Below are 25461 nucleotides of genomic sequence, written 5' to 3' on the forward strand. Positions count from 1 at the left end.
CGCGCCGTATCGTGGCGCCCATGGCGAAGGCAGGCAGCGGGGACAAGGCCGACAAGAAGGCGGCGAGGTCGGCCAAGCGGGCGGCGTCGAAGGCGCGTCGTGCCCAGATGTGGCAGGCGTTCCAGATGCAGCGCCGCGAGGACAAGGCGCTCGTGCCGATCCTGCTCGGCGTGCTCGTCGGGTCCATCGCCCTGTTCGCGCTGGTCGGCTTCCTCGTCGGTGCGCCCACCATCCTCATCCCGCTCGGCGTGGTCGTCGGAATCCTGGTCGGCGTCATCGTCTTCGGCCGCCGGCTGCAGCGCAGCGTCTACGCCAAGGCCGACGGGCAGCCCGGCGCGGCCGGGTGGGCGCTGGACAACCTGCGCGGCAGCTGGCGGGTCAACCAGGCCGTGGCCGGCACCACCCAGCTCGACGCGGTGCACCGCGTGCTCGGCCGTCCCGGGGTGATCCTCGTGGCCGAGGGTGCGCCGCACCGGGTCAAGGGCCTGCTCGCCCAGGAGAAGAAGCGCATCGCCCGGATCGTCGGGGACACCCCCATCTACTCGGTGGTGGTCGGCGACGACGAGGGCCAGGTGCCCCTGAGCAAGCTGCAGCGCCACATAACCAAGCTGCCCCGCAACATCGACGTCAAGGCGATGGACGGCCTCGAGGCCCGGCTGGCGGCGCTCGGCGCCCGCGGCGGCGCGGCCATGCCCAAGGGGCCGATGCCGGCCGGGGCGAAGATGCGCAACGTGCAGCGGACCGTCCGGCGCCGCTGAGGCGGACTAGCGGGAGCGGACCAGGGCGGTGCTGCTGAGCCGGTCCTGCAGCCCGCGGCCGTCGCGGTCCATGATGATCGCCGGCAGGACCACGGCCAGCAGCAGGGAGCGCACCAGCGCCCGCCGCCACCCCACGGCCACCGCCGGGGAGACGACGTCGCCCCGGGCGGCCTCCGCCGGGGTGGGCACCGCGACGACCCGGATGCCCATCACCAGCTGGCCGGGGGTGAAGGCGAACAGCGCCACGGCCACCACCCCCACCGCGGCCCAGACGAGCAGCGTCGTGGTCGAGCGACCGCCCGGGAGCAGACCGGCGACGGCGAGGGCCATCAGCCAGTCCAGGGTGACCGCCGCGGCGCGGCGCCCCAGCCCGGGCAGTGAGCCGGGACCGTGGGCGGGCAGGCCCAGCAGCTCACCGGGGTGGGACTGGGGCTCGTCGGAGGTCGGCGGCAGGCTGGCGTCGCCACCGAGCCACGACCCGGTCATCCTGGGCACTCCCCCAGGGTAGGCGGCCCGGGCGGGTCCGCACCCGGACCGTCCGGCCCCCACCGGGGCGGGTGACGCGTAACACTGCGGAAACACACGAGTGACGGGTGGGCAACACCGCCTTCCTACCGTCGCGACAACGCGGTCGCCCCGGCCGCCGGTGAACCGAGCGAGACGAGCCGCAGCCCTCGGTGCTGCGACGCGACGACGAAGGAGCCCACCACGGTGTTCAGCACACCCGACGAGGTCATGAAGTTCATCGCCGACGAGGGGGTGGAGTACGTCGACATCCGGTTCTGCGACCTGCCGGGCGTGATGCAGCACTTCACGCTGCCCGCCAAGGCCTTCACACAGGACGTGTTCGACGACGGGCTGGCCTTCGACGGCAGCTCGGTGCGCGGCTTCCAGTCCATCCACGAGTCGGACATGATGCTGCTGCCCGACGTCGCCACGGCGCACCTCGACCCGTTCCGGGCCGCGAAGACGCTGAACATGAGCTTCTTCGTGCACGACCCGTTCACCCGCGAGTCCTACAGCCGCGACCCCCGCAACGTCGCCCGCAAGGCCGAGGAGTTCCTCAAGGCCTCCGGCGTGGCCGACACCTGCTTCTTCGGCGCCGAGGCCGAGTTCTACATCTTCGACTCGGTGCGCTTCGACTCCCAGGCCAACGGCACCTTCTACGAGGTCGACTCCGAGGCCGGCTGGTGGAACACCGGGGCCGAGGCGGAGGCCGACGGCAGCCCCAACCTGGGCTACAAGGTCCGCTACAAGGGCGGCTACTTCCCCGTCGCGCCCTACGACCACTACGTCGACCTGCGCGACCAGATGTCGACCAACCTGCAGAACGCGGGCTTCGAGCTCGAGCGCGCGCACCACGAGGTCGGCACCGGCGGCCAGCAGGAGATCAACTACAAGTTCAACACCCTGCTGCACGCGGCCGACGACGTGATGCTGTTCAAGTACATCATCAAGAACACCGCGTGGCAGGCGGGCAAGTCGGTCACCTTCATGCCCAAGCCGCTCTTCGGCGACAACGGCTCCGGCATGCACTGCCACCAGTCGCTGTGGAAGGACGGCTCGCCGCTGTTCTACGACGAGAACGGCTACGCCGGGCTGTCGGACATGGCGCGGCACTACATCGGCGGCATCCTGCACCACGCCCCGAGCCTGCTGGCCTTCACCAACCCGACCATCAACAGCTACCACCGCCTGGTGCCCGGCTACGAGGCCCCCATCAACCTCGTCTACTCCCAGCGCAACCGCTCGGCCTCGGTCCGCATCCCGATCACGGGCAACAACCCCAAGGCCAAGCGCCTCGAGTTCCGCGCGCCGGACTCCTCGGGCAACCCGTACCTGGCGTTCGCCGCGATGATGATGGCCGGCCTGGACGGCATCAAGAACCGCCGCGAGCCCGGTGCCCCGGTGGACAAGGACCTCTACGAGCTCCCGCCGGAGGAGGCCAAGGACATCGCGCAGGCGCCGACCTCGCTGTCCGCGGTCATCGACAAGCTCGAGGAGGACCACGACTACCTGCTCGAGGGCGGGGTGTTCACCTCGGACCTCATCGAGAAGTGGATCGACCTCAAGCGCACCGACGAGATCGACCCCGTCCGGCTGCGCCCGCACCCGTACGAGTTCAACCTGTACTACGACTGCTGAGCGCACCCGCAGCCGCGACCGGCCCGCACCCCACCCGGGGTGCGGGCCGGCCCGCGTCCCGGGCCGGCACCGCGTTCCGCCCACTGAGCGCGGTCCCGGCGGGCCCCGCACCGCGTTCCGCCTACTCAGCGCGGTCCCGGCCGTCCCCGCACCGCGTCCCGCCCACCCAGCGCAGTCCCGGACGACGCCGGCCGAGGATGATCAGTGGACCGGACGGTCCAGTCGTGACACCCTGCGGGGGTGACGACCCACGGCGTGACCACCCCGCCCGCGACGGCCCGGGGCCGGGCGACCCGCGACCGCATCGTGGCCGCGGCCGCGGCGCTCGCGCAGCGTCGCGGGGTCCTGGCCACCAGCCTCGACGACGTCCGGCGGGCCACCTCGACCAGCAAGTCGCAGCTCTACCACTACTTCCCGGACAAGTCGGGGCTGGTCGGCACGGTCGTCGACGCCCAGGCCGACCACGTGCTCGCCACCCAGCAGCCCGCGCTCGGCGAGGTCGGGTCGATGGCGGGGCTGCGCGCCTGGCGCGACCACGTCATCGCGCTCTGCCGCGGCGAGGGCCCGCAGGGCGGCTGCCCGCTGGGACGGCTGGGGGCCGAGCTCGCCGAGGTCGACGACGCCGCCCGCGCCCGCGTCGCGGCCGGGTTCGACCGCTGGCGCGCCGCCCTCACGGCCGGGCTGGCGACCATGCAGCGCCGCGGCGAGCTGGCCGCTGATGCCGACGCCGAGCACCTGGCCCTGGGCCTGCTCGCCGCCGTGCAGGGCGGCCTGCTGCTCGCGCAGGTCCACCGCAGCACCACCCCGCTCGAGGCGGCGCTCGACCTCGCGCTCGCCGGCATCGCCGAGCAGGTCGGGGCGTGAGCGCGCCCGAGCAGGTCCCGCCCTCCCGCGCCGCCGACCCGGCCACCGCCGACGAGCACCTCGGCGAGCCGCGGGCGCTGTGGCGCCGGCTGCGCGACACCCCTCCCCCGGGCGTGGACCGGGTCCGCTTCCGCAGCCCGCTGCGCGGTCCGTGGCTCACCTCGGTGCTGGGCGCGGTGCTGCTGGTCAGCCTGCCGCTGGTCATCGTGACGGGCCTGCTCGACTGGGTCGCCTACGGCCCCCAGTACGGCCAGGCCAACCCGGGCACGGTCGGCTTCCTGCACCTGCCGGTGTTCGACTGGCCCACGCGGCCGTCGTGGCTGTTCCGGCTCACCGAGGGCCTGCACGTCGGGCTGGGCCTGGTGCTGGCCCCGGTCGTGCTGGCCAAGCTGTGGTCGGTGGTGCCCAAGCTGTTCGCGTGGCCGCCGTCGCGCTCGGTCGGCGAGGTGCTCGAGCGGGTCTCGCTGCTGCTGCTCGTCGGCGGGATCCTGTTCGAGATGGCCACCGGCATCCTGAACATCCAGTACGACTACGTCTTCGGGTTCAGCTTCTACACCGCGCACTACTTCGGGGCCTGGGTCTTCATCGCCGGCTTCGTCTCCCACGTGGTGCTCAAGCTGCCGACGATGGTGCGCAGCCTGCGGTCCCGCTCGCTGCGCGCCGAGCTGCGCACCTCCCGCGCGGACACCGTGCCCGAGCCGCTCGACGAGACGGGCCTGGTCTCGCGGGACCCGGCCGCCCCCACGCTGTCCCGGCGCGGGGCGCTCGGCCTCGTGGCCGGGGGTGCGGGCCTCGTCGCCGTGCTCAGCGTCGGGCAGACCCTGGGCGGCCCGCTGCGCCCGCTGGCGCTCCTGCTGCCCCGGGGACGGTCGTACGGCGACGGCCCCAACGACTTCCAGGTCAACAAGACGGCCGAGGCCGCCGGGGTGACCACGGACATGACCCAGGGGTGGACGCTCACCCTCACCGGCGGCCCGTCGCCGGTCCGGCTCAGCCGCGACGACCTGCTCGGGATGGACCTGCACACCGCGGAGCTGCCCATCGCCTGCGTCGAGGGCTGGTCGACCGTGCAGACCTGGACGGGGGTGCGGCTGCGCGACCTCGCCGCGCTGGCCGGTGTGCCGCAGCCGACCTCGCAGGTGACGACGTCGCTGCAGCCCGGCGGCCCGTTCACCCGTGTGCAGCTCAACGCCGGGCAGGTGGCCGATCCCGACTCGCTGCTCGCCCTGCGGGTCAACGGGGCCGACCTGTCCATGGACCACGGGTTCCCGGCGCGGGTGATCGTCCCCGCGATGCCCGGGGTCAACAACACCAAGTGGGTCGCCGGCCTGGAGTTCCTGTCGTGAGCGGGTTCCGCCGCGCCGTCGGCACCGGCCCGCTCGGCCTGCTCGTGCTCGTCGCCGCGTTCGCCCTCACCGGCTACGTCGTCAGCCTGCTCGGGGTGGCCGGGCTCACCGGCGGCGCGACCTGGTGGCAGACGATCCTGGTGTGGTTCGTCGGGGCCGTCATCCTGCACGACCTGCTGCTGTTCCCCGCCTACGCGCTCGCCGACCGGTCCCTGCGGGCCGGGCTCGACGCGGTGCGCCGCCGGGTGCCCGAGCGGGCGGCGCCGGCCGTCCCGGTGGTGAACTTCGTCCGCGTCCCCGCCCTGGCCACGGGGTTGACGTTCCTGCTGTTCTGGCCGGGGATCGTCAGCCAGGGCGCCGAGACCTTCCGCACGGCCACGGGTCTCACCCAGGACCCGTACCTCGGGCGGTGGCTGGCGCTGGTGGCGGTGTTCTGGGTGCTCAGCGCCGCGGCCTACGCGGTCCGCCTGGGGGCCGCCCGCCGCGGGCGGCAGGCCGCTCAGGCCCCGAAGGACGCCTCGACGACCTGACGGGCGCGGCGGGTGACGCGACGGTAGTGGTCCTGGAACGCCCCGCTGTCCCCCGCCGGCCACCCGGTGGCCACGGCGACCGCGTCGAGCAGCCGGCCCTGCGGCGGCAGCTGGTCGGCCGCCTTCCCCCGCACCAGCACCACGGCGTTGCGGGCCCGGGTGACCTCCAGCCACGCGTCGACGAGCACGTCGGCGTCCCCGGCGGGCAGCAGCTCGGCCGCCCCGGCGACCCGCAGCGCGTCCAACGTGGACGGGGTGCGCAGCGCCGGCAGCCGGTGGGCGTGGCGCAGCTGCAGCAGCTGGGCGGTCCACTCGATGTCGGCCAGCCCGCCGCGGCCCAGCTTGGTGTGGGTGGTGGGGTCCGCGCCGCGGGGCAGCCGCTCCGCGTCCACCCGGGCCTTGATGCGCCGCACCTCACGCACCCCGTCGCGGTCGAGCCCGCCCTCGGGGTAGCGCAGCGGGTCGACGACGGCCAGGAAGCGCTCGCCGAGCTCGGCGTCCCCGGCGACGGGGCGGGCGCGCACCAGGGCCTGACGCTCCCAGGTGGCGCCCCACTGCCGGTAGTAGGCCTCGTAGGAGGCGACGGTGCGCACCAGCGCCCCGCTGCGGCCCTCGGGGCGCAGCCCGGAGTCCACCCCCAGCGCCGGGTCGGGGCTGGGCGCGCCGAGCAGCGTGGTCACCCGCTCGGCCACCGTGCTCGCCCACCGGGTCGCGGTCCGCTCGTCCACCCCGGGCAGCGGCTCGCAGACGAACAGGACGTCCGCGTCGGAGCCGTAGCCGAGCTCGGAGCCCCCGAGCCGACCCATCCCGATGACCGCCAGCCGCGCCCGGGGCTCGGGGCCCGCCGCGCGGGTGGCCGCGACGAGGGCGGCGTCGAGCGCCGCGTCGGCCACGGCGGACAGCGCCTCGCACACCTGCCGGGTGTCGAGCAGCCCCAGGACGTCCGCGGAGGACACCCGGACCAGCTCGGCCCGGCGCAGCGAGCGGGCCACCTGCGCGGCGCGGACGGGCTCGTCGTGGCGCTCGGCGGCGGCGCGCAGGCTGCGGGCCACCTCGGCGGGCTCCGGGTCGAGCAGGCGCGGACCGACCGCGCCGTCGGCGTAGAGCCGCACCACCTCCGGGGAGCGCAGCAGCAGCTCCGCGGTGTAGGCCGAGGTCCCCAGCACCCGCACCAGCCGGGAGGCGACCACGCCCTCGTCGCGCAGCATCCGCAGGAACCACTGCTGCTCGCGCACCTCGGCGGACAGCCGCGTGTAGGCGAGCAGGCCGGCGTCGGGGTTCGGCGTCTCGGCCAACCACTCCAGCAGCGTCGGCAGCAGCACGGCCTGCACCCGCGGGGTGCGGCCCACCCCGGCGGTGAGGCTCGTCAGGTGCTGCAGCGCGCTGTCCGGCGAGAGGTAGCCCAGCGCGGCGAGCTGGCGGCGGGCGGCGTCGGTCGACAGCCGCATCGGGGCGGCGTCGATCTTGGCCACCGAGTCGAGCAGCGGTCGGTAGAACAGCTTCTCGTGCAGCCGGCGGATGCGCTGGGCGTGCCGGCGCACCTCGGCGGCCAGCGCGGTGACCGGGTCGGTGCCGTCGGTGCGCAGGTGCGCCGCGCGGGCCAGCCACCGGCGGTTCCGCTCGTCGTCGGCCGCGGGCAGGGTGTGGGTGCGGCGCAGGTGCTGCAGCTGCAGGCGGTGCTCGAGCAGGCGGAGGAACTCGTAGGAGGCGATGAGGTTGGCGGCGTCGTCGCGACCCACGTAGCCGAGCACGCCCATCGCGGCGAGCACGTCGACCGTGGCGGCGACGCGGAGCGAGGCGTCGGCGCGGCCGTGGACGAGCTGGATGAGCTGCACGGCGAACTCCACGTCGCGCAGCCCGCCGCGGCCGAGCTTGAGCTCGCGCTCGCGCAGCTCGGGCGGGACGGAGTCCTCCACCCGGCGGCGCATGGCCTGCACGTCGCCGACGAAGTCCTCCCGCTCGGCCGCCGACCACACCAGGGGGGTCACCGCGTCGAGGTACGCCGCGCCCAGGGCCAGGTCCCCGGTCATGGGGCGGGCCTTGAGCAGCGCCTGGAACTCCCAGGTGCGCGCCCACCGGTCGTAGTAGGCGAGGTGGGACTCGAGGGTGCGCACCAACGCCCCGTTGCGGCCCTCGGGGCGCAGGTTGGGGTCCACCTCGAAGAACGCGGCGCCACCGATGCGGACCAGGGCGCCGGCGAGTCGGGCGGCGACCGCGTCGGCGGGCTCGGCGACGAAGATGACGTCGACGTCGCTGACGTAGTTGAGCTCCCGCGCCCCGCACTTGCCCATGGCGATCACGGCGAGGCGCACCGGGGGCGGACCGTCGGGGCACACCTCGGCCACGGCCACCGCCAGCGCGGCGGTGAGCGCGGCGTCGGCCAGCGTCGTGAGCTGCTCGCCGACCTCGCGGAACGGGGCCACGGGCACGTCCTCGACGACCGACCCGGTGTCGACGGCGGCGACGAGCAGCAGCTCGTGGCGGTAGGCCACCCGCAGCGCGGCCACGGCCTCGGGGCCGGTCACCGCCGCGCGGTGGTAGGTGCCGTCCCCCTCCGGCCGGGCGTCCACGGCCGCGAGCAGCAGGGCGCGCACCTCGTCGGGGCCGGGGAGGTGCTCGGTGGTGTCGAGCCGGCGCCAGCTCGCCGGGTGGGCGACGAGGTGGTCGCCCAGGGTGGTCGAGGCGCCGAGGACGCCGAAGAGGCGGCCGCGCAGCCGGGCCGAGCCGGCCAGCCGGGTCTCGAGCTCGGCCCAGCCCGCGTCGCCGAGCGCGTCGGCGAGCCGGCACAGCGCGGCCAGGGCCAGGTCCGGGTCCCCGGCGCGGGACAGCGACCACAGCAGCGGTACGCGCTCCTCGGTCGTCCAGCCGAGGCGCTCCAGGCGGGTGTCGGCGTCGTCCTCGACGAGGCCGAGCCGGCCGGGCCCGGGGACCCGGCGGCGGCCGGGCGGTGGGGGCGTCACCGCAGCGTCCCCCCGCCCACCACGCCGTGGGCGGGCATCACCGGGCACCCAGCAGTGGCAGGTCGGCCGGCGGCGGGCCCGCGGCGGCGATCTCGACGAAGCGGGCCGCGACCGGGGCCCACGTCTCGGCGAGGTCGACGTGCAGGGCCTCGATCGTGCCCGGCTCGTGCTGCGAGCGCGGAACCCGCGCCGCGGCCACCGGGTCGCCCTCGATCCAGGTGCGCAGCAGGGCCGGGTCGGTCTCGACGTGGAACTGGAAACCCCAGGCGCAGCCGCCGACCCGGAACGCCTGGTTGGTGCAGTGCGGTGACACGGCGAGCAGCTCGGCCCCGGCGGGCAGCACGCTCACCTCGTCGTGGTGGAACTGCACGACGTCGGGGGTGAAGGGCAGCGTGGCCAGCAGCGGGTCGTTCGCGGCGGCGTCGCGGCGGGCGACGAGGCGGAACCCGGCCTCGGGGCCGTCGGGCATCCGCCGGGTCACCCCGCCGGCGGCCAGGGCCAACATCTGCGCGCCCAGGCACACCGCCAGCGTCGGGACCCGCTCGGCGACGGCCCGGGCCAGCAGGGCGCGGACGTCGGCGAGGAACGGGTGCCCGGCGTCGTCGTCGGCGTCCATCTCCCCGCCCAGGACGACGAGGCCCCGGGCGTCGCCGAGGTCCGCGGGCACCGGGTCCCCGGCGTGGGGCCGCACCACCCGCAGCTGGGCGCCCGCGTCGGCGAGCCAGCCGCCGAGCGGACCGAGCGGGTCGATCGCCGACGGCTCGACCACCAGCAGCTGCGTCACGCGCCCCACCCTAGGGTCCGCCGCCGCACGCACCGCTCACCCCCGGGCCGGTCCCCGGTGCAGCCGCGTCGAGCGGGTTCGCGGGCGAGCGTGGCTGCACCGGGTCCGGGCGCTGACGCGGGATCCCACGCGGCGTCCCGGATCCGGTGCAGCACGGGCCAGCCACCCCGGATCCGGTGCAGCGCGGGGCGTTCCTACAGCGAGAGGTAGGTGCGCAGCTCGTGCGGGGTCACGTTGCGGCGGTAGGCGTCCCACTCCTCGCGCTTGTTGCGCAGGAAGTAGTCGAACACGTGCTCGCCGAGCGCCTCGGCCACCAGCTCCGAGCCCTCCATCGCGTCGAGCGCCTCGCTGAGGTTCTGCGGCAGCTCCTCGTAGCCCATGGCGCGGCGCTCGGACTCCGAGAGCGACCACACGTCGTCCTCCGACGCGGGCGGCAGCTCGTAGCCCTTCTCCACCCCGTTGAGCCCGGCGGCCAGCATGACCGCGAACGCCAGGTACGGGTTGCACGCCGAGTCCGGGGTGCGGATCTCGACGCGCCGCGACGAGGCCTTGCCGGGGGTGTACATCGGCACCCGCACCAGGGCGCTGCGGTTGGCCGCCCCCCAGGACACCGCGGTAGGCGCCTCGCCCCCGGTGATGAGGCGCTTGTAGGAGTTCACCCACTGGTTGGTGACGGCGCTGATCTCGCGGGCGTGGGTGAGGATGCCGGCGATGAACGCCTTGCCGGTCGGCGAGAGCTGGGTGTCGTCGGCCGCGTCGTGGAAGGCGTTGGTGTCGCCCTCGAACAGGCTCATGTGGGTGTGCATCGCGGAGCCGGCCTGCTCGGAGAACGGCTTGGGCATGAAGGTGGCCCGCACCTGCTCGTTGATGGCCACCTCCTTCACGATGTACCGGAAGGTCATGACGTTGTCCGCCATGCTCAGCGCGTCGGCGTAGCGCAGGTCGATCTCCTGCTGGCCCGGCGCCGTCTCGTGGTGGCTGAACTCGACGGAGATGCCCATCGACTCGAGCGCGTCGATGGCGTGGCGGCGGAAGTTGGGGGCGCGCTCGTGCACGGCCTGGTCGAAGTAGCCGCCCGAGTCGGCGGGCACCGGCGCCCGGCCGTCCTGCGGGCCGTCCTCGATGAGGAAGAACTCGATCTCCGGGTGCACGTAGCAGGAGAAGCCGAGGTCCTTGGCCCGGTTGAGCTGGCGGCGCAGCACGTGGCGGGGGTCGGCCCAGGACGGGGAGCCGTCGGGCATCGCGATGTCGCAGAACATGCGGGCCGAGTGGTGGTGGCCGTCGCCGTCGGACCAGGGCAGCACCTGGAACGTCGACGGGTCGGGCTTGGCGACGGTGTCGGCCTCGGACACCCGCGAGAACCCCTCGATGGAGGAGCCGTCGAAGCCGATGCCCTCCGCGAACGCGCCCTCGAGCTCGGCCGGGGCGATCGCGACCGACTTGAGGAAGCCGAGGACGTCGGTGAACCACAGCCGCACGAAGCGGATGTCGCGCTCCTCGAGGGTGCGGAGCACGAACTCTCGCTGCCGATCCATGCGCGCACCCTAGGGACGTCGGGTTACATCCATGTTTCGCAGCCGGTGCTACGGGCCGGGCTCAGCAGCGGGCCCCGGCGGCCGGGAGCGTGCCCGCCACGAGGTAGGCGGTGACGGCGTCGTCGACGCAGGTGTCGCCCTGCAGGGCCACGGTGTGCTGGGTGCCCTCGAAGGTGAGCAGGGCGGCGTCGAGCTGGCGGGCCAGGTCCACCCCCGCCTGGTAGGGCGTCGCGGGGTCCCCGGTGGTGGAGACGACCAGCGTCGTGGTCAGCCCGCGGGGGTCGACCTCGCCCACCGTGCCCGTGGGCGGCACCGGCCAGAACGCGCACACGTCCAGCGCGGCGTTGCCGGTGCCCAGGCCGTCGTCGAGGAAGGGGGCCGCCTGCCGGTAGCGGGTGTCGGCCACCCCGGTCGCGGCCCGGTCGGTCACCGGCGGGTCGTCCACGCAGCGGATGGCGGTGAACGCGTCGGACTGGTTGGTGTAGCTGCCGTCGGCGGCGCGGTCCTCGTACAGGTCGGCCAGCCGCAGCAGCGTGTCCCCGCGCCCCTGGGCGAGCTCGCCCAGGCCCCGGGTCAGGCTCGGCCACAGCTGCTGGGAGTACAGCGCCTGCAGCACCCCGGTGTTCGCGTCGGCGTAGCTCAGCCCGCGCGGGTCGGTGGTGGCCGCGGGGGTGCGCAGCAGCGGGTCGACCAGCGCCCGGTAGCGGGCGGTGACCCCGGCGGGGTCGGTGCCCAGCGGGCACGTCGGCTGGGTCGCGCACCGTGCGGCGTAGGCGGTGAAGGCCTGCTGGAACCCCGCGCCCTGGCGCACCAGGTCGTCGATCGGGTCGGCCCCCGGGTCCACGGCGCCGTCGAGCACCATGGCGCGCACCTGGGTGGGGAACGCGGCGGCGTACTCGGTGCCCAGCCGGGTGCCGTAGGAGTACCCCAGGTAGCTCAGCTGCTCGTCGCCCAGCACGCTGCGGGCCACGTCCAGGTCGCGGGCGTTCTCCCGGGTGCCGACGTGGGCGAGGACGTCGGTGCCGGTGCGTGCGACGCAGCGGTCGACGAACTGCTGCTCCTCGGCCTCCGTCTGCGCGATGCCCGCGGGGCTCTCGTCGACGTCGTCGTCCGCGCGCTGCGCGTCGGCCTCGGGCCCGGTGTTGCAGGTGATGGCGGGCTCGGTCGCGGCGACCCCCCGCGGGTCGAGCCCGACGAGGTCGAAGCGGCGGCCCACCTCGGTGTCGGCCAGCGCCCCCGCCTCGCTCGCCGCGAAGCTGGTGCCCGAGGCGCCCGGGCCCCCGGGGTTGAGGAACAGCGAGCCGACCCGCTGCCCGCTCGCGCGGTGGCGCAGCACGGCCACCGACGCCGTGGGCCCGCCCGGGTCGGCGTAGTCCAGCGGCACGGTCAGCCGGCCGCAGTCCAGCGACGGGTCGGCGAACGCCTGCTCGTCGGCGGGGCTGCGGACGAACGGGACGCACGAGCCCCACGTCAAGGTCTGGCCGTAGAACGCCTCCAGCCCGGCGGGGACGGCGCCCGTGGGGCCCTGCGACGTCAGCGGCGCGGACGTGGCGGGCGCGGTAGTGCCCGCGGCCGCGCTGCCGCCCTCGACCGTGGTGGCCCCGCAGCCGGCCAGCGCCAGCGCACCGACGACGAGCAGTGCGGCGGGGACGAGAGGCCGACGGGCGGCGGGGACGAGAGGCCGACGGGCGGCGGGGCGTCTCACCCCACGATGCTGCCACGGCCCCGGCGGACGGGCCGTGCTGTGACGTGGGGCGCACGCCCGCGACGACCCGGGCGGCGAGTGGCACCCTGTCGGGGTCAGCACCCTGCTACTCCCGGGGACCCGCGAGCGGGCCTCGAGGAAAGGACGGACGACGATGTCCGAGACGACCCCCGCGACCGGGACGACCCCCGCGACGATCCCCGCCCCCGAGGCGAACCCCTACGGCGGCGCGGCAGCCCCGGCGAGCAAGCCCCGGGTGCGCACCCGCACCCACCACCTCGCGGCGAAGAAGAACGCCGGCGAGAAGTGGGCGATGCTCACCGCCTACGACTACTCCACGGCGCGGGTCCTCGACGACGCCGGCATCCCCGTGCTCCTCGTCGGCGACTCCGCCGCGAACGTGGTCTACGGCTACGACACCACCGTCCCGGTGACGGTCGACGAGCTGCTGCCCCTGGTCCGCGGCGTGGTGCGCGGCGCCCCGCACGCCCTCGTCGTCGCCGACCTGCCGTTCGGCACCTACGAGACCAGCCCGGAGCAGGCCGTGGCGACCGCCGTCCGCTTCCTCAAGGAGGGGCTGGCCCACGCGGTCAAGCTCGAGGGCGGCGAGCGCATCGCCCCGCAGATCCGGGCGCTGACCGCCGCGGGGATCCCGGTCATGGGCCACGTCGGGTTCACCCCGCAGAGCGTCAACTCCCTGGGTGGGTTCCGCGTGCAGGGCCGCGGCGACGGGGCCGAGCAGCTCGTCGCGGACGCGACCGCGGTGCAGGAGGCCGGCGCCTTCTCGGTGGTCATGGAGATGGTGCCGGCCGAGGTCGCCGGCCAGGTCACCCACAAGCTGACCATCCCCACCGTCGGCATCGGCGCCGGGGCGGAGTGCGACGCCCAGGTGCTGGTGTGGCAGGACATGGCCGGGCTCAGCCAGGGCAAGGGCGCCCGCTTCGTCCGGCGGTTCGGCGACGTCGGCGGGGAGCTGCACCGCGCCGCCACCGCCTACGCCGACGAGGTCCGCCGCGGCACCTTCCCGGGGCCCGAGCACAGCTTCTGAGCTAGTTGACGCAGGGGATCCCGCCGGCCAGCACCGGGGCACCGGAGTCGGGGGCACCGTCCGCCGGCGCCGGGGTGGCGGTGGTGCTCGTCGCGGCAGGGGCGGCCGAGCCCGTCCGGGCCTGCTCCAGCCGGGTGGTCGCGGCCTGCGCCAGGTCGGTGGGCTCGGTGAACCCGTCGCCGAGGGTCACCTCGACGTGGCCGGCGGGGACGGCCGGGTCGGCGGTGGGGGCGGGCGCGCCCAGCAGGCTCGCCGCGGCCGCCGCGTCGACGTCGGCCCCGGTGCCGTAGCGGACCCCGGTGGTCGCGTCGGGCGTGCCGTTGCCGACCGTGCCCGCGGTGAACCCGCCGCCGACGAGTGCGTCGGACACCGCGCGGCCCAGCCCGGTGGTGCCGGTCGCGTTGCGGACGTCGACCGTGCTCGTGGGCACGGTGGGGGCCGGGGCTGGCGCGGCGGGCGCGGGGGCCGGCTCGAGGCCGAAGGCGACCTTGACCTGGGTCTGCAGCGCGGCCTGGTCGACGATGTTCACGTCCTGGCCGTCGATGGTCTGGTAGCTCTGCACCGGCAGCGTCTGGAACTCGACGTCGCCGCTGGTGAGGTTGGTGGCCTCGGCGGCGTACCCGACGACGTCCCACCCGGCGGAGAGCACCACGTCCTGCTCGGCCGCGGACACCAGTGCCGCCAGCTTCGTCGGGTCGGTGAACGTGCCCGCGCTGGAGAGCTTGGCCGTCACCCCGGCCAGGAACGCCTGCTGGCGGTGGGTGCGGTCCAGGTCGCCGTTGGGCAGGCCGTGGCGCTGGCGGACGAACGCGAGCGACTGGGCGGCGTCGAGGGTCTGCAGCCCGGCGGGGAAGTCGGCCCCGGAGTAGGAGTCCTTCACCGGGTTGTTCAGGCACACCTGCACCCCGCCCAGGGCCTGGGCGAGGTCGTAGAACCCGACCAGGTTGACCTCGGCGAACCGGTCGATGCCGACGCCGAGGAAGTTCTGCACCGTCTGCAGCGTCTCCTGCCGGCCCGCCTCCCGGCCCCGCGACTCCAGGGTCGCCGGGTCGGTGACGCCCTGGGCGGCCAGGTCCTGCTCCGTGTAGTACTTCTTCAGCCCGTAGGCCTCCTTGATCTTGGCGTGGTCGTAGCCGGGGATCCCGCTGACGGCCACGTAGTCGTCGCGGGGGATGGAGAACGCGGTGGCGCGGCTGCCGTCGTCCGGCACGTGGATCAGGATCAAGCTGTTGGTGTTGTAGCCGCCGTCGTCGCTGCTGCCCGCGTCGAGCTGGTCGAGCACCGCCTGCGGCAGGTCGTTGCCCTGCTGGTCCTTCCGCGAGTCCAGGCCGATGAGCAGGATGTTCGTCGACCCGTCCCGGGAGGTCGTCGTCCCCGCGGTCCCCACCGCGGACAGCGCGTCGGAGGTGGTGACGCCGTCGCGCAGGTCCCGCACGGTGGACCACGCCACCCCGGTGCCGACGAGCACCAGGGCGGAGGCGGTGGCCGCGGCGACGGCGACCGCGGTGCGCGCACGGTGCAGCGGGCCGCGTCGGGGCCGGTGGCGGGCAGGTCTCGGCACGGCGCCCGACGGTAGTGACGGTGCCTGTGGGGACGCTGTGAGCGTCGGCCGCGTCACAGGTCCCGGTGCGGGGCGCAGGATGGCGCGGGTGCGCACCCTCTACCCGCCCGTCGCCGCCCACGCCTCCGGCCTGCTGCCCGTCGGCGACGGCCAGCACGTGTACTGGGAGGTCAGCGGCAACCCCGACGGCGCGCCCGTCGTCGTGCTGCACGGCGGGCCCGGCGGCGGCTTGAACCCGGAGACGCGCCGCGCCTTCGACCCCGCCGCCTACCGGGTGGTGCAGCTCGACCAGCGCGGCTGCGGCTACTCCCAGCCCCACGTGGCCGACGGCGCCGACCTCGCGGTGAACACCACGGCGCACCTGCTGGCCGACGTCGAGGCGGTGCGCGAGCACCTGGGCGTCGAGCGCTGGCAGGTCTTCGGCGGCTCCTGGGGGTCCACCCTCGCGCTGGCCTACGCCCAGACCCACCCCGAGCGCGTCACCGCGCTGGTGCTGCGCGGCATCTTCCTGCTGCGCCGCAGCGAGATCGACTGGTACTACCGGGGCGTGGCGGCGAACCTGTTCCCCGAGCGGTGGGAGCACTTCCTCGCCCCGGTGCCCGCCGCGGAGCGCGACGGCGACCTCGTCGAGGCCTACCACCGGCTGCTGCACCACGACGACCCCGAGGTGGCCCGGCGCGCGGCCGTGGCGTGGTCGACGTGGGAGGGCGCGACCAGCTCGCTGCTGCCGCGGCCGGGCCGGGTGGCGCAGACCGCCGAGCCCCGCTTCGCGCTGGCCTTCGCCCGCATCGAGAACCACTACTTCCGCCACGGCGGGTTCCTGGACGAGGAGCAGCTGCTCCGCGACGCCGACCGCCTGGCCGGGATCCCCGGGGTGATCGTGCAGGGCCGCTACGACGTGGTGTGCCCGGCCCGCTCCGCGTGGGACCTGCACCGCGCCTGGCCCGGGTCCGAGCTGGTCGTCGTCGACGACGCCGGGCACTCCTTCGCCGAGCCGGGCATCACCGACGCGCTCGTCGGGGCCACGGACCGCTTCCGGCCCTGAGCGTCAGTCCCGGTCGGCCGCGTCGGCGGCCTCGTTGCGGGCCCGGGCCGTCTCCAGCGCGCGCTCGGCGGCCTCCCGCGTCGGGTAGGGCCCCATCCGGTTCTGGAAGCCCTTCTGCTTGCCCTGCACGGCCTGGTGGGTGGCGGTGTCGAAGTACCACTGCTCGTCGTCGCTCATGCGCCGATCGTGCCACCGCACCGGCCGCGGCAGGGGTCCGCGCTCAGCGCGGGGAGACCTCGCCCATCTCGCCCCAGTCGGGCTGGTCGACCGAGGTGCTCACGATCTTCGGGGTGGCGGACACGGCCTCGGACATGGTGTCGATGGCGGCCGCGAAGTGCGGCGCCTCGACGTGGGCCTTGCCGGCGGCGTCGTCGACGAAGCCCTCGGTGAGCCAGTACTCGTTGGGGTCGTCGGTGCTGCGGGCCCAGTCGAAGAAGACGTTGCCCGGCTCGGCGCGCACCGCGGTGGTGAAGTCGGCGACGCGGTCGAGCCAGGTGTCGGCGTGCTCGGGCTTGACGGGGAACTTGACGACGATGAAGATCACGGGGACTCCTCCTGTGCGGGTGCGGGTGTCGGCGACCACCGTGCCAGACGCGGCGCGCGGCGGGGCGGTGCGCCACGATCGTCGGGTGCCCGTGCTGATCCGTCCCCGCCGCCCCGAGGACGTGCCCGTCCTGGCCGAGGTGCTCGCCGAGCAGCAGCCGCGCTCCCGCTACCCGTACCGGTGGCCGTTCCCGACGGGGGCGCAGGACTTCCTGGTCCGCAGCTACGAGCAGGTCGCCTGGGTCGCGGAGCGCGACGGCGAGGTCGTCGGGCACGTCATGGTCGGCCGGGTGGACCGCGGCGGCCCGGGCGACGCCTTCCGCCGCGGCACCGGCTGCGACGACCCGGCCATCGTCTCGGTGCTGTTCGTGGGGACCTCGGCGCGGGGCACCGGGGTCGGCGGCCTGCTGCTCGACACGGCCGTGGCGTGGGCGCGGGCGGCGGGGCGGGTGCCGGTGCTCGACGTGGTGCCGCTGCACGGCAGCGCGCTGGCCGTCTACGAGCACCGGGGCTGGGTGCGCATCGGCACCACCCGCTTCGACTGGCTCTCCGACGAGGAGCCCGACGTGGTGCTCATGGCGCTGCCGCCGTTCCCGGCGCTAGGTTCGCCCGCGTGATCCGCAACGTCGTCGTCGGCCGGCTGCGCCCCACCGAGGACCCGGAGCAGGCCGCGGCCGACTCCGCCCGGCTCGACGCGGCGCTCGCCGGGATCGAGGCCCTCCCGTGCCCCGGCCGCCTGGCCAGCCGGGTCGGCCGCGACGCACGGCTGCGCGAGGGCGGCTGGGACTTCGCCATCACCAACGACTGGGTCGACGCGGAGGCCTACCGCGGGTACGACGTCGACGAGGAGCACAACCGGCTGCGTCGCGAGGAGTTCGCCCCGGTGTGCGCGGAGATCGTCCGGGTGCAGCTGGACCTGCCCGGGGCCTGAGCGCGACCTAGCATCCCGGGGGTGTCGCACCCGCACCTGCTCGTCTCCGCCCCCAGCGCCACCGTCGAGCGCCACGACGACGGCACCCGGCTGGTGCGCTGCCCGGTGTGCGAGGCGGCGCTCGAGGTGGACGAGACGGCCGAGGAGGCGTGGGGCCCGGACGACCTGGTGCACGTCTACGCGGTCGCCCGGCCGGACGTCGCGTGCGAGCACTGGCAGCCCGCGTTCCCCCGATGAGGTCACAGTCGACCTACCCGGCGTGACCAGGGGCTACGGTGTGCAGGCGGGCCGGGGCTCGCCCGCGGACGCGTGCCGGCTCCCCCCCAAGCCGCGCGCACGCAGCTGCCGCGAGTCCCGGTCCGCGCCCAGCCCCGGAGCACGGGGGCGGGTGGGGCCGGTGAGGTGCGGACGAGCCGGCCTGTAAGCCGGATCCTGTCCCCGGTGCGAGCACCGGGTGGCGACCATCCATCTGGACGCACCGTCGCCGGGCGCCTCGAGCGGTCCACCCGCAGGCTCGGGCGAGCAGCCCTCGAGCGCCTGCGCAGCCGCACCGCGAGCGGTGCGACCTTCGACCTTGCTCCGGGTGGGGTTTACCGAGCCACCCCGGTCACCCGGGGTGCTGGTGCGCTCTTGCCGCACCGTTTCACCCTTGCCAGGGCACGCCCTGGCGGTCTGTTCTCTGTGGCACTGTCCCGCGGGTCACCCCGGGTTGGTGTTGCCAACCACCCTGCTCTGTGGAGTCCGGACTTTCCTCGGCCCCGGGCGCGGCAGCAGGTGCTGCCCGTCCCCCGGGCCGCGGCCGCCCGGCCAGCTCGTCCGCCCGCTGATCGTAGCGGGCCCACCGCCCCGTCCCCGCCACCACGACGGGTGGGCGCCTCGCGGGCTGACCGCCCCGGCCGGCGCGCGATGTGGGCGAATCGCGGGCTGATCGCCCCGGCCGGCGCGCGATGTGGGCGAAACGCGGGCTGACCGACCCAGCGGGCGCGCGATGTGGGCGAAACGCGGTACCAGGATGTGGGACATGCCTCCCGGTGGGCGGGACGACGGGGCAGGGTGGGACGGGTGGACGAGGACGCGGCGAGCCCGTACCGGTGGGTGGTGCTGGGCGCGGGCACCCTGGCGCAGGGCGCGACGGCCGCGGTCTTCCTCGGCCTGGCCTCGGTCACCCCGCTGCTGCGGGACACCTTCGCGCTCCCCCTGCCCGGGGTCGGGGTGCTGCTGGGCCTGGTCTCGCTGGGCATCCTGGCCACGCTGCTGCCCTGGGGTGCGCTGACCGACCGCGTCGGGGAGCGACCGGTCATGGTCACCAGCCTGCTCGGTGCGGCCGCGACGCTGGGCCTGCTCACCCTCGTCACCTCGGCCACGGCCGCCGGGGCGCTGCTGCTGGCCACCGGGGCCCTGGGGGCGGGGGTCAACGCGGCCAGCGGGCGGGCCGTGCTCACCTGGTTCCCGCGGCGGGGCCGGGGGGTGGCCATGGGGGTGCGCCAGTCCGCCACCCCGCTCGGCGCCGCCGCCGGGGCTGCCGCCCTGCCCGCCCTCGGCGCCCGGGCCGACACCGACGCGGTGTTCACCGCACTGGCGCTCGCGTGCCTGCTCGCCGCGGTGGGCGTCGCGGCCACGGTCCACGACCCGCCCGGGCACCGCGCCGGCACCACCCCCCGCGCGGGCCTGCGCGCCGTCGTCGCCGACCGCCCGCTGCGCCGCCTCTCCGTCGCGGCCGCGCTGCTCGTGGTGCCGCAGTTCACCGCGGGCACCCTGCTGGTGGAGTACCTGCACGACGACCGGGGCGTCGCGACGACCACGGCCGCCGCGGTGCTCGCAGTCGCGCAGGTCGGCTCGGCCGTGTCCCGGCTCGTCGTGGGCGCGTGGTCGGACCGGGTCGGCTCCCGGCTGGGCCCGCTGCGGGCGGTCGCCGTCGCCACCGCCGTCGCCTTCGGCGTGCTCGTCGCCGCCGACCTGCTGACCACCGGGCCGCGGCTGCTCGTGCTGGCCCCGGTGCTGGTCGCGGCCACCGTGCTCGCCACCTGCTGGAACGGCCTCGCCTTCACCCTGGCCGGGGAGATCGCCCCGCCGGGGCAGGCCGCGGCCGCGATGAGCCTGGAGAACTCGGCCAACTACCTCGTCGCCGCCCTGACCCCGGCCGCGGTGGGCGCGCTCGCCGGCGGGGTGGCGTGGTCGGTCGGCTTCGGCGCCGCCGGGCTGGCCGCGGTCGCCGCCGCGGTGCGGCTGGGCCTCGCCCGGGAGCCTGCTGCGGGCCGGGCCGCCGCGCCCGCGCGGTAGCGTCGCCCGTCGTGTCCACCCCCCTGCAGCTGCTGCTGCTCGCGGGCGCCGGGCTGGTCGCCGGGGCCGTCAACGCGGTGGCCGGGGGCGGCTCGCTCCTGGTCTTCCCCGCGCTGCTCGCCGTCGGCCTGCCCCCGCTCGACGCGAACGTGACGAACTCCGTCGCCCAGTGGCCCAGCTACCTCGGGGCGGCCACGGGCCAGCGCAAGGACCTGGTGGGCCAGGGGCCGCGGCTGCGGCGCGTGGTCCCCGTGGCCGCGGCCGGCGCGCTCGTCGGCGCCCTGCTGCTGCTGGTGGTGCCCGCCGGGGTGTTCGACGCGATCGTCCCGGCCCTGGTCATCGGGGCCAGCCTGCTCATGGCCGTGCAGCCGTGGCTGAAGTCCAAGGTCGGCACCCCGGACCCGGGCGCCCCCGACCGTCCCGTCCCGCTGCTGGTCGCGGTGTTCGCCGCGTGCGTCTACGGCGGCTACTTCGGCGGCGCGCTCGGGGTGATCCTCGTGGTGCTGCTGGCGCTGACCGCCAGCGACACCCTGCGCCGGCTCAACGCGACCAAGGCGGTCCTGTCGCTGACCGCGGCCACGGTGACGATCGTGGTGTTCAGCCTGGGCGCCCCGGTGCACTGGGCCTACGTCGCCACCCTCGCCCCGGCGACCCTCGTGGGCGGGTTCCTCGGCGGGCGGCTCGCGGGCCGGCTCGACGAGCGTGTGCTGCGCTGGCTCGTGGTCGTGCTGGGGCTGGTGGTCGGCGTCCTCCTGGTCGTGACGTGAGCGGGTGGTGACGCACGCGCGGGAGGTCGTCGCGCTGCTCGCCCTCGTGGTGGTCCTGGCCGTCGCCGTGGTCCGTCCCCGCGGGCTGCCCGAGGCGGCGGGGGCGGTCCCCGCGGCCGTGCTGCTGCTGCTCGTCGGCGCGCTGACGCCGGCGGCCGCGCTGGACGAGGTGGCCCGGCTCGGTCCGACGGTCGGGTTCCTGGCCGCGATCCTCGTGCTCTCCCACCTCGCGGACGCCGCGGGGGTGTTCCGCTGGCTGGCCGGGGTGCTGGTCCGCGGGTCCCGCGGCGAGCCCACCCGGCTGCTGGCGCTGGTGGTCGTGGCCTCGGCGGTGACGACGGCGGTGCTGAGCCTGGACGCGACGGTGGTGCTGCTCGTGCCCGCGGTGGTGGCGTCGGCCCGGGCGCTGCGGACCCGCCCCCGGCCACACGTGCACGCCGCCGGCCACCTCGCGAACTCCGCGTCCACGCTGCTGCCCGTGTCCAACCTGACGAACCTGCTGGCCTTCACCGCCTCCGGGGTCAGCTTCCTGGGGTTCGCGGCGCTCATGGCCCTGCCGTGGCTGACCGCGGTCGCCGTGGAGCACGCGGTGCTGCGGTGGTGGTTCCGCCGCGACCTCGTCGTCGAGCCCGACCCCGCCGGGCAGGACCCCGGCGCGGCCCCCGGGCCCGCCGCCGCCCCCGTCGACGACCTGCCGGCACCGCGGCTGGCGCTGGCCGTGCTGGCGCTGACGCTGGCCGGGTTCGCCGTGTCCGGGTTCGTCGGGCTGGAGCCGGTGTGGGTGGCGCTGGCCGGGGCGGTGGTGCTCGCGGTGACCGAGCTGCGGGCGCGCACCACCACCCCGGTGCGGGTGGTGCTGGCCTCGTCCCCGCTGTTCTGCCTGTTCGTGCTCGCCCTGGGCGTCGTCGTCGCCGCCGTGACCACCGGCCCGCTCGGCACCCTGGTGGGCCGGGTGCTGCCGAGGACGGCCGACCTGGCCGGCCTGGCGGTGGCTGCGGTGGTGGCCGCGGTGCTGGCCAACGTGGTGAACAACCTGCCCGCGACGCTGCTGCTGCTCGGCGTGCTGGGCGCGGGCGCCCCCACCGGGCTGGTGCTCGCCGTGCTGCTCGGGGTCAACCTGGGGCCGAACCTGACCTACGTCGGCTCGCTGGCGACCCTGCTGTGGCGCCAGGTGCTCACCGAGCGCGGCGACCCGCCGTCGGTGGCCGTGTTCACCCGCCTGGGCCTCGTCACCGTCCCCGCCACGCTGGTGGTGTCGGTGCTGACGCTGTGGCTGGGCCTGCGGGTGCTCGGCTAGCCGGGCTCAGCCCAGGTGCGCGGTGTCGTTGACCAGCCGCACCGAGGCCCCGCCGTCGGGGTAGAAGTCGGCCGCGCACAGCGACGCCAGGTCCAGGTGCAGCCGGAAGAGCAGGCCCGGGCCGACGTCGAGCGCCATCCGCAGCAGCGTCTTGATCGGCGTCACGTGGCTGACGACGAGCACCCGGGCCCCGCCGTGGGCGGCGATGAGCTCGTCGCGGGCCCGGCGGACGCGGCGGTGCACCGCGTCGAAGCTCTCCCCGCCCGGCGGGGCCACGGACGTGTCACCCAGCCAGCGGGCGTGCACCTCGGGGTCGCGCTCGGCCGCCTCGCGGAAGGTGAGCCCCTCCCACTCGCCGAAGTCGGTCTCGGTCAGCCCGTCGTGGACCACCACCGGCAGGCCCAGCGCGTCCGCCGCGGCCTGCGCGGTGTCCCGGGCGCGCCCCAGCGGGGAGCTCACCACCGCCGCGAAGGGGTCGGCGGTGGCCAGCCGGGCCACGCGCCGGGCCGCGGCCGCGGCCTGGTCGCGACCCAGCTCGGTCAGCTCGGGGTTGCCGCGGCCGGAGTAGCGGCGCTCGACCGAGAGCGCGGTCTGCCCGTGGCGCAGCAGCACCAGCCGGGTGGGCTCCCCCACCGGCGCGGTCCAGCCCGTCCCGGGCGCCGGGGCGGGGGCGGCGGCGGACGCGGCGGGGGCGGTCTTGCGGCGCGGGGTGCCCGCGGCGTCGTCCATGGCGTCGTTGGCGAGCCGGTCGGCGTGGGAGTTCTGGGCGCGCGGGATCCAGGTGAACCCGACGCGGGAGAAGCTGCCCAGCAGCCGCCCCGCCTGCCGGGCCAGCGGCACCATGTCGGGGTGCTTGACCTTCCAGCGGCCGGACATCTGCTCGACGACGAGCTTGGAGTCCATCCGGACGTCGACCTCGTCGGCACCCAGCTCGGCCGCGGCCTCGAGGCCGGCGATGAGGCCCCGGTACTCGGCGACGTTGTTGGTCGCCCGGCCGATGCCCTCGCCGCGCTCGGCGAGGACCTCGGAGTGGTCGGCGGAGAACACCACGGCGCCGTAGCCGGCGGGGCCCGGGTTGCCCCGCGACCCCCCGTCGGCCTCGACGACGACGTGGCTGTGCCCGGCGCTCACTGCCCGGACTCGGCCGTGCGGAGCCCGGACTCCTTCGTGCGCACCAGGATCGCGCCGCACTCCTCGCACCGCACCACCGTCTCCGGTGCGGTGGCGGCGATGCGGGCGATGATCCCGCGGTCGAGCTCGATGCGGCAGGCCCCGCAGCGGCGCGCCTGCAGCAGGGCCGCGCCGGTGCCCCGGGCGGCGCGCTGGCGCTCGTAGAGGGCGAGCAGGTCCGCCGGGAAGCGGGGCAGCACCGCCTCCCGGTCCGCGGTGAGCCGGGTCTCGGTGGTGGCCAGGTCGGCCAGCGCGTCCTCGGCGCGGCGGCGCGCGTCGACCAGCTCGTCGGTGACCTGGCTGAGGTTCGCCCCGGCGTGGTCCCGGTCGGCCTCGGAGGCCTCGCGCTGCTCCATCACCTCGAGCAGCTCGTCCTCGAGCACGCCCTGGCGGCGCTGCAGGGTCTCCAGCTCGTGCTGCAGCTCGGTCATCTGCTTGGCGCCGACGGTGCCCCCGGCGAGCAGCGCCTTGTCGCGCTCCTCGCGGGCCCGCACCCCGTCGACCTCGGTCTCGAGCTTGCGGACGTCGCGGTCCAGGTCGTCGACGGCGGTCTGCGCGCCGACGGCGGCGTCGCGCCGGGCGACCTCCTCGGCCTCGAGCCGCTCGACCTCCGCGGCCTCGGGCAGGGTGCGGCGGCGGTGGGCGGTGCGGGAGAGCTGCGCGTCGACCTCGGCCAGCTCGAGCAGCGCCGCCTGCACGCCCGGGTCCGCGTTCACCGCGCCACCCCCGCGGTCGTGGCGGTCCGGGCTGCGGGGTGTGTCACTGCGGCGCGCTCCTCGTGGCTCATCGTCCGTGGTCCGCCCCGGCGCCGACGGTCCACGGGTCGGTCCGCCGCGGCGAGACGCGAGTCACCACCGTACCGCCGAGGGCGGCCTCGACGACCCGGGCGGCCTGAGCGCACCAGGGCTGCTCGCTGGCCCAGTGCGCGACGTCGACCAGCGCGGGCCCGCCGAGGCGCACGTGCTCGTCGACGGGGTGGTGGCGCAGGTCGGCGGTGACGAAGGCGTCCACCCCGAGCGCGCCGACCCGCCCGAGCAGGGAGTCCCCGGAGCCGCCGCTGACGGCGACGGTGCGCACCGGGCGCTCCGGGTCCCCCGCGGCGCGCACCCCCCAGACGGTGGACGGCAGCCCCGCGGCGACGCGGGCGGTGAACGCGCGCAGCGGCTCCGGCTCGGCCAGCTCGCCGACCCGGCCCAGGCCGCGCGGGCCCGGCCGCGGCGCGAGGGCGAGCACGTCGTAGGCGACCTCCTCGTAGGGGTGGGCGGCGACGACGGCGGCGACGACGGCCGCGGTGGACCCCCGGGGGCAGACCACCTCGACCTTCTCCTCGGTCACGTGCTCGAGGGCGCCGGGGGTGCCGACGGCCGGGTGGGTGCCGGGCCCGGGCAGGAACTGCCCCTGCCCGACGACGCCGAACGCGACCCGGGCGTAGTCGCCCACCTGCCCGGCCCCGGCGGCGTGGGCGGCGTCGCGCACGCGGTCGGCGTCCGGGCCCACGGGCACCGTGACCGCGACCTTGTCCCAGGCCAGCTGCTCGGGCTCGACCGGGCCCAGCACCCGCAGCCCCAGCGCGGCGGCCAGCGCGTCGGACACGCCCGGGTCGGCGCGGTCGGCGTTGGTGTGGGCGGTGAACAGCGCGCAGCCGCCGCGGACCAGCCGGTGCAGCAGCGCCCCCTTGGCGGTGTCGGCCCCGACCCCGTGCACGCCGCGCAACAGCAGCGGGTGGTGCACCACCAGGGCCTGGGCGCCGTCGGCCAGGGCGTCGTCGACCACGGCCTCGGTGGCGTCCACCGCGAGGTGCACGCGGGTGACCTCGTCGGCCGGGTCGCCGCACACCAGGCCGACGGCGTCCCAGTCCTCGGCCAGCTCCGGGGGGTAGGCGGCCTCGAGCGCGCCGACGAGGTCGGCCAGCCGCGGCCCGCTCACGCCGCCACCGCCAGTGCGTCGCGGACCGCCACCACCAGCTGCGCGGCCGCCGCACCACCGCGGACGGCGACGCGCAGGTGGTCCGGGCCCAGCCCGGGGAACGTGTCGCAGCGGCGCACGGCGATGCCGGCGTCGCGCAGCCGGGCCCGCAGCGCGCGGCCGTCCGGGTGGTGCAGCAGCAGGAACCCCGCGGCCGGGGTGCCCAGCAGCGGGAGCCCGGCCGCGGCGAGCGCGGCGGCGGTGGTGGTGCGCTCGGCGGCCACCGC

General features: G+C 76.0%; 24 protein-coding genes, 1 other RNA gene and 1 pseudogene. 13 read left to right on the forward strand and 13 right to left on the reverse strand.

What is annotated here, in order from left to right:
- The first annotated feature begins 20 nt into the window (after window positions 1-20).
- Entirely contained in the window at window positions 21-758 is a 738-nt protein-coding gene (locus ACYVOF_RS05615; protein ID WP_460864575.1) for a DUF4191 domain-containing protein, read from the forward strand.
- A 6-nt stretch (window positions 759-764) separates the two neighbouring features.
- Here the strand turns inward: ACYVOF_RS05615 and ACYVOF_RS05620 are convergent, their stop codons facing one another.
- Window positions 765-1244 (reverse strand): RDD family protein, encoded by a 480-nt coding sequence (locus tag ACYVOF_RS05620; protein WP_460864677.1) that lies wholly within the window; start codon window positions 1242-1244, stop codon window positions 765-767.
- A gap of 249 nt (window positions 1245-1493) precedes the next feature.
- On the opposite strand from ACYVOF_RS05620, the gene glnA reads away from it, so the two are divergent.
- The 4 genes from glnA to ACYVOF_RS05640 all read left to right on the forward strand — a co-directional run bounded on the left by glnA (window position 1494) and on the right by ACYVOF_RS05640 (window position 5643).
- Window positions 1494-2903: a type I glutamate--ammonia ligase gene (gene glnA / locus ACYVOF_RS05625; RefSeq protein ID WP_460864679.1), complete on the forward strand. Its 1410-nt coding sequence runs from the start codon at window positions 1494-1496 to the stop codon at window positions 2901-2903.
- A gap of 240 nt (window positions 2904-3143) precedes the next feature.
- Window positions 3144-3767, forward strand: a complete 624-nt coding sequence (locus ACYVOF_RS05630) for a TetR/AcrR family transcriptional regulator (protein ID WP_460864578.1) — start codon at window positions 3144-3146, stop codon at window positions 3765-3767.
- Window positions 3764-5113, forward strand: a complete 1350-nt coding sequence (locus ACYVOF_RS05635) for a molybdopterin-dependent oxidoreductase (protein WP_460864580.1) — start codon at window positions 3764-3766, stop codon at window positions 5111-5113. The genes ACYVOF_RS05630 and ACYVOF_RS05635 overlap by 4 nt, the downstream gene beginning before the upstream one ends.
- Complete coding sequence (locus ACYVOF_RS05640; protein ID WP_460864582.1) at window positions 5110-5643, forward strand: hypothetical protein; 534 nt, start codon at window positions 5110-5112, stop codon at window positions 5641-5643. Before ACYVOF_RS05635 ends, ACYVOF_RS05640 begins: the two co-directional genes overlap by 4 nt.
- Here ACYVOF_RS05640 and ACYVOF_RS05645 read toward each other — a convergent pair.
- The 4 genes from ACYVOF_RS05645 to ACYVOF_RS05660 all read right to left on the reverse strand — a co-directional run bounded on the left by ACYVOF_RS05645 (window position 5613) and on the right by ACYVOF_RS05660 (window position 12627).
- Window positions 5613-8603 (reverse strand): bifunctional [glutamine synthetase] adenylyltransferase/[glutamine synthetase]-adenylyl-L-tyrosine phosphorylase, encoded by a 2991-nt coding sequence (locus tag ACYVOF_RS05645; protein WP_460864584.1) that lies wholly within the window; start codon window positions 8601-8603, stop codon window positions 5613-5615. The two genes, ACYVOF_RS05640 and ACYVOF_RS05645, sit on opposite strands and share 31 nt — an antisense overlap.
- Before the next feature lie 37 nt (window positions 8604-8640).
- On the reverse strand, window positions 8641-9387 hold the full coding sequence (locus ACYVOF_RS05650; protein WP_460864586.1) for a type 1 glutamine amidotransferase: 747 nt from the start codon (window positions 9385-9387) through the stop codon (window positions 8641-8643).
- Between the two features lie 194 nt (window positions 9388-9581).
- Window positions 9582-10922 carry a glutamine synthetase family protein gene (locus ACYVOF_RS05655; RefSeq protein WP_460864587.1) on the reverse strand — a complete coding sequence of 447 codons (1341 nt, stop codon included), beginning with the start codon at window positions 10920-10922 and terminating at the stop codon, window positions 9582-9584.
- A 61-nt stretch (window positions 10923-10983) separates the two neighbouring features.
- Window positions 10984-12627: an alpha/beta fold hydrolase gene (locus ACYVOF_RS05660; RefSeq protein ID WP_460864589.1), complete on the reverse strand. Its 1644-nt coding sequence runs from the start codon at window positions 12625-12627 to the stop codon at window positions 10984-10986.
- A gap of 154 nt (window positions 12628-12781) precedes the next feature.
- Between ACYVOF_RS05660 and panB the strand changes: the two genes are divergently transcribed.
- A complete protein-coding gene (gene panB / locus ACYVOF_RS05665) occupies window positions 12782-13675 on the forward strand; it encodes a 3-methyl-2-oxobutanoate hydroxymethyltransferase (RefSeq protein ID WP_460864590.1) in 894 nt (297 codons plus the stop codon).
- Window position 13676: 1 nt separating this feature from the next.
- On the opposite strand, the gene ACYVOF_RS05670 is transcribed toward panB, so the two are convergent.
- On the reverse strand, window positions 13677-15236 hold the full coding sequence (locus ACYVOF_RS05670) for an LCP family protein (protein WP_460864592.1): 1560 nt from the start codon (window positions 15234-15236) through the stop codon (window positions 13677-13679).
- 79 nt (window positions 15237-15315) lie between these two features.
- On the opposite strand from ACYVOF_RS05670, the gene pip reads away from it, so the two are divergent.
- Window positions 15316-16281: a prolyl aminopeptidase gene (pip, locus tag ACYVOF_RS05675; RefSeq protein WP_460864593.1), complete on the forward strand. Its 966-nt coding sequence runs from the start codon at window positions 15316-15318 to the stop codon at window positions 16279-16281.
- 3 nt (window positions 16282-16284) lie between these two features.
- Here the strand turns inward: pip and ACYVOF_RS05680 are convergent, their stop codons facing one another.
- Together ACYVOF_RS05680 and ACYVOF_RS05685 are read right to left on the reverse strand one after the other, a co-directional pair.
- Window positions 16285-16458, reverse strand: coding sequence for an SPOR domain-containing protein (locus ACYVOF_RS05680; RefSeq protein WP_460864595.1), 174 nt, complete (start codon window positions 16456-16458; stop codon window positions 16285-16287).
- A gap of 43 nt (window positions 16459-16501) precedes the next feature.
- Window positions 16502-16825, reverse strand: a complete 324-nt coding sequence (locus ACYVOF_RS05685; protein ID WP_460864596.1) for a putative quinol monooxygenase — start codon at window positions 16823-16825, stop codon at window positions 16502-16504.
- An 85-nt stretch (window positions 16826-16910) separates the two neighbouring features.
- On the opposite strand from ACYVOF_RS05685, the gene ACYVOF_RS05690 reads away from it, so the two are divergent.
- From ACYVOF_RS05690 to ACYVOF_RS05700, 3 genes are read left to right on the forward strand one after another with little or no spacing between them, the layout of a single operon-like run.
- Window positions 16911-17441 carry a GNAT family N-acetyltransferase gene (locus tag ACYVOF_RS05690; protein ID WP_460864597.1) on the forward strand — a complete coding sequence of 177 codons (531 nt, stop codon included), beginning with the start codon at window positions 16911-16913 and terminating at the stop codon, window positions 17439-17441.
- Window positions 17438-17755: an antibiotic biosynthesis monooxygenase family protein gene (locus ACYVOF_RS05695; RefSeq protein ID WP_460864599.1), complete on the forward strand. Its 318-nt coding sequence runs from the start codon at window positions 17438-17440 to the stop codon at window positions 17753-17755. Before ACYVOF_RS05690 ends, ACYVOF_RS05695 begins: the two co-directional genes overlap by 4 nt.
- A 21-nt stretch (window positions 17756-17776) precedes the next feature.
- A complete protein-coding gene (locus tag ACYVOF_RS05700; RefSeq protein ID WP_460864600.1) occupies window positions 17777-17992 on the forward strand; it encodes a hypothetical protein in 216 nt (71 codons plus the stop codon).
- Between the two features lie 168 nt (window positions 17993-18160).
- Here the strand turns inward: ACYVOF_RS05700 and rnpB are convergent.
- An RNA gene (gene rnpB / locus ACYVOF_RS05705) (RNase P RNA component class A) lies at window positions 18161-18570 on the reverse strand.
- A 247-nt stretch (window positions 18571-18817) separates the two neighbouring features.
- Between rnpB and ACYVOF_RS05710 the strand changes: the two genes are divergently transcribed.
- From ACYVOF_RS05710 to ACYVOF_RS05720, 3 genes are read left to right on the forward strand one after another with little or no spacing between them, the layout of a single operon-like run.
- Window positions 18818-20035, forward strand: coding sequence for an MFS transporter (locus ACYVOF_RS05710; protein ID WP_460864601.1), 1218 nt, complete (start codon window positions 18818-18820; stop codon window positions 20033-20035).
- An 11-nt stretch (window positions 20036-20046) separates the two neighbouring features.
- The gene (locus ACYVOF_RS05715) at window positions 20047-20802 is read left to right on the forward strand and encodes a sulfite exporter TauE/SafE family protein (protein ID WP_460864603.1); all 756 of its coding nucleotides are present in this window, start codon (window positions 20047-20049) and stop codon (window positions 20800-20802) included.
- 4 nt (window positions 20803-20806) lie between these two features.
- The gene (locus tag ACYVOF_RS05720; RefSeq protein ID WP_460864604.1) at window positions 20807-22099 is read left to right on the forward strand and encodes an ArsB/NhaD family transporter; all 1293 of its coding nucleotides are present in this window, start codon (window positions 20807-20809) and stop codon (window positions 22097-22099) included.
- A gap of 6 nt (window positions 22100-22105) precedes the next feature.
- On the opposite strand, the gene ACYVOF_RS05725 is transcribed toward ACYVOF_RS05720, so the two are convergent.
- The 4 genes and pseudogenes from ACYVOF_RS05725 to ACYVOF_RS05740 all read right to left on the reverse strand — a co-directional run.
- Entirely contained in the window at window positions 22106-23230 is a 1125-nt protein-coding gene (locus ACYVOF_RS05725; protein ID WP_460864606.1) for a bifunctional RNase H/acid phosphatase, read from the reverse strand.
- Window positions 23227-23985: a zinc ribbon domain-containing protein gene (locus ACYVOF_RS05730; protein ID WP_460864608.1), complete on the reverse strand. Its 759-nt coding sequence runs from the start codon at window positions 23983-23985 to the stop codon at window positions 23227-23229. The genes ACYVOF_RS05725 and ACYVOF_RS05730 overlap by 4 nt, the downstream gene beginning before the upstream one ends.
- Before the next feature lie 67 nt (window positions 23986-24052).
- Window positions 24053-25195 (reverse strand): Nif3-like dinuclear metal center hexameric protein, encoded by a 1143-nt coding sequence (locus ACYVOF_RS05735; protein ID WP_460864609.1) that lies wholly within the window; start codon window positions 25193-25195, stop codon window positions 24053-24055.
- Window positions 25192-25461: pseudogene (locus ACYVOF_RS05740) on the reverse strand (Rv2231c family pyridoxal phosphate-dependent protein CobC); the annotation flags it as partial. The pseudogene ACYVOF_RS05740 and the gene ACYVOF_RS05735, both read right to left, overlap by 4 nt.

It is taken from the genome of Rhodococcus aerolatus (assembly GCF_054783215.1).